This is a genomic window from Tateyamaria pelophila (genome assembly GCF_019966495.1).
In the GTDB taxonomy this organism is placed as follows: Bacteria; Pseudomonadota; Alphaproteobacteria; order Rhodobacterales; family Rhodobacteraceae; genus Tateyamaria; species Tateyamaria pelophila.
This window is the reverse complement of sequence record NZ_JAIMIA010000241.1, coordinates 1-3,387: the sequence shown is the minus strand read 5'-3', so window position 1 is coordinate 3,387 and position 3,387 is coordinate 1. Positions and strand designations below refer to the sequence as shown.

Annotated in this window: 3 protein-coding genes and 1 pseudogene; 1 reads left to right on the top strand and 3 read right to left on the bottom strand. The window is 53.9% G+C overall.

Translation table 11 applies throughout. The features are described from left to right. Positions 1-256, bottom strand: a pseudogene (locus LC354_RS27065) (hypothetical protein); the annotation flags it as partial. A gap of 96 nt (positions 257-352) precedes the next feature. On the opposite strand from LC354_RS27065, the gene LC354_RS27060 reads away from it, so the two are divergent. Continuing rightward, positions 353-649, top strand: coding sequence for an MFS transporter (locus LC354_RS27060; RefSeq protein WP_223429042.1), 297 nt, complete (start codon positions 353-355; stop codon positions 647-649). A gap of 111 nt (positions 650-760) precedes the next feature. On the opposite strand, the gene LC354_RS27055 is transcribed toward LC354_RS27060, so the two are convergent. Further along, a complete protein-coding gene (locus LC354_RS27055) occupies positions 761-2,158 on the bottom strand; it encodes an MBL fold metallo-hydrolase RNA specificity domain-containing protein (protein WP_223429041.1) in 1,398 nt (465 codons plus the stop codon). A gap of 41 nt (positions 2,159-2,199) precedes the next feature. Next, positions 2,200-3,177, bottom strand: coding sequence for an LOG family protein (locus LC354_RS27050; protein ID WP_223429040.1), 978 nt, complete (start codon positions 3,175-3,177; stop codon positions 2,200-2,202). Between the last annotated feature and the right edge of the window lie 210 nt (positions 3,178-3,387).

Below are 3,387 nucleotides of genomic sequence, written 5' to 3'. Positions count from 1 at the left end.
CTTGTCGTCCATAATCTATTCTCCTTTGATCGAAAAATAGCGCTATGAACTGTCTCAGAAAACCGTGCCCCAACCCAAGCAGATCATGCGCGTCCCTACGCTGGAAGTTCGCCTCCCAATACCGCAGAATGAAGTCTTCCAAAGACGAAAACCCCACAGCCTCGTAGAGCCGCTCACGGTGGAAGGCCTGCGACATCGCCCAACCGGCATAGAACCCTGCCCATGGCCCGTAAGCCGCACGTCGGATGCTCGCCAAAATGAGTGCCTCGCCAACTGGGGTCGCCAGTCAAAGTTGAACGCACGCCGTCCAGGAAAACCTTGTTATGGATTGATGTTCGCGCCGAGCGGCAGTTTGATCGCCGTCATCGTCGGCCAGGCCATACTATTTGGGCTTCTTGCTGTACCGCTTGGCTCTGCACCATCGATGTTTGTCGAACAGTTTCCCAGCAGCGACCGACTGACGGGTTACTCCGTTTCCTTCAACCTTGGCATCGGCGTCCTCGGCGGCGCGACCCCGGCGCTGACAACCTGGCTGATCTCATACACAGGCGCTGATATGATACCCGCCATCCTGATGATTTCGGCGGCACTTCTTGCTGTCGTGGTCTTATTGTGGATGACGGATCGCAGCCGTGAACCGTTAAGGTGACCCCGACGAACTAGGCGCTGAGGATCGTGTCAAGGTGGCCGCATTAGCCTTTGATTTGTTGAAAGCACTAAGGCCTGCTCGGCGGACACCGCCGTCTTTCCCCATGTTGTGTTATTTGAGATCAACTGCGGAATGCAACGTTGGGCATTGGACTGTTAGGCCTTTTTTCTCCAACTCATTCTGCATACAGGACATGCCTTTATCATAGTCTCCATGGACCAGAAAAATTGTCTTGGGCTTGCCTGCCTTAGACGCCCAATAGAGCAGCTCCCGTTGGTCGGCATGCGCAGAAAAACCATTGATGGTGTAGATGTCTGCTTTTACCTGAATGTCCTCTCCGGAAATTCGGATATGCTTTGCCCCGTCAACGATCTTGCGTGCCAGTGTACCCTGTGCAGCAAATCCTACAAATACCACACTGCAGTCCGGGCGCCAGATATTGTGTTTCAAATGGTGGCGCACCCGCCCGCCCGTACACATTCCGGACCCTGCCATAATCACCGCACCACCCTTTATGCGATTGATCGCCATGGAATCGGCCGTCTGGCGGGTAAAGCGCAGACCCTGCGGGTTAAATGGCGCTTTCCCGGCAAGCATTTCATCCCGAACTTCGTCACTGAACCCGTCAGCATGCCGACGGAATATCTCTGTCGCGGACACCGCCATGGGACTGTCCAAAAAGATAGCAAGCGATCTGGACAGTTCGCTGCTTTCTATCGCTTTGTTCAAGTGGAACAGGATTTCTTGCGTCCGCTCCATGGCGAAGGTGGGGATCACCACATTTCCGCCTCTGGAAATGGTCTTGCTGATCGCCTCCACAAACTCGATAACTGAAGCATCAAGATCCTTGTGCATCCTGTCACCGTAGGTTGTCTCCATCACGAGGTAGTCGCACTCTGGCGGTGGCGTTGCATTTGACAGAATCGCGTGACCCGGGCTGCCAAGGTCACCTGAAAAGACAATCCGACGTGTGGTTCCCTTTTCGACCGCTTCAACAACGACAGAGGCGGAGCCTAAAATATGCCCGGCGTTTATAAAACGAACAGTCACGGCGTCATTTAGAGCAATATCTTCGTCATAGCGGGCATTTCGGCCGAAGTAATCCAGAGCCGCCAGCACATTAATCTGATTGTAGAGCGACTGGATATCTCCATGCCCACCGCGCCGCCTACGTCGGGAGGCCCGCGCGGCGTCCTCTTCCTGGATATGTGCTGAATCCATCATGATAAGTTTGGCCAAGTCACGGGTGGCAGCAGTGGTGATAATCTCTCCAGTAAAACCGCGTTTGACCAGCAAGGGAATCCTGCCGCAATGATCCAGGTGCGCGTGGGTCAGGAGCAGGTAGTCAATCTCTGAAGCTTTGAACCCGAAATCACCTGCATTTTCTTCATCCGCGTGTCTCGCGCCTTGAAACATTCCGCAATCGATCAGAATCCGCAATCCCCCTGCTTCAAGCAGATGGCAAGAGCCAGTTACATTCTTGGCGGCACCATGGAATGAAAGTTTCATAAGTTTGGCTCCAATCTGGTTTGTGAGGTCCTGGCTTTCAATTATTGGTTTGTTGATATCTCAAGGAATGGCTCGCCAGCTTTGGTGTACCAGTCAGAAATGATCTTCAGAATATCGTCAGAAGTTTCAGCGAAACAAAACAGGTCTTCGTCCTCGGGATCGATGACCCCTTCTTCAACGAGATACGGAATGTCGACGGCCCGCGACCAGAACTCGCGCCCAACCAAAATAATCGGCAAAGGCGCGATCTTGCGGGTCTGCACCAGCGTAAGAGTTTCAAAGACCTCATCCATGGTGCCATATCCCCCGGGAAAAGCCACAAGCGCGCGCGCGCGGTTCAGAAAGTGCATTTTCCGCAACGCGAAGTAATGAAACCGGAAACAGAGACCCGGTGTCAGATATGGATTAGGATACTGCTCATGTGGCAATGTTATGTTTAGACCAATTGACTTCGCCCCAGCATGGTATGCACCACGGTTCGCAGCTTCCATCATGCCCGGCCCACCCCCCGTCATCAGGGCAATCCTTCCGCCGTCACGGACCTCTTTCATGCGACCGATAGCGTCGCCGAATTCCTGTGCGATCGCATAGTACCGGCTTAGCTTGAGAACACGTTCTGCAATCGAAACTATCCTCATCAAAGACATGTCTTTGGGACGAGCGTCCAATTTGCTTCGTGCCTGTTCCAACCGCACGTGCGCAGCAGCGGGTTCGGGAATACGGGTGCCGCCAAAAACAACTATTGTATGCTTGACCTCATGATCCGTGAGCCCGTGTTCAGCCTTCATGAAATCAAGCTGCAAACGGACACCGCGCATTTCATCGGAGCTGAGAAAGGCAACGTCTTGGTCGGCTTGCACGTACCCTTTGCTCTTCAGGATCGCCGCGACCCTTACAGGGGCATCCTTGTCTTCCAGGGCGACCTTTGGCGATTGCCAAGGCAAAGGCACGTTCCGCGTCTTGGGCGCAGGCCCTGGGACTTCGCCAGTCGGAAGTATGATGCTACCTCGTTTTTTCATAACGCCCCCTTGTAGCGCGACAATCTGGATGCGAGGAGCGCGTCAATCAGGATGAGAATCCTTGGTCGCGACACTTGAGACGATGCCGTCGTTTTCTATCGCGATCAAGGGTTTTGTGTTTTTGATTGTCGCGGCGCGTCAATCAGCTTGGATGTTAGCCGGTGTCGCTCTTTGAGCTGGGCGCCCAGGCCCCTTTGCTTGTTCGGCGGC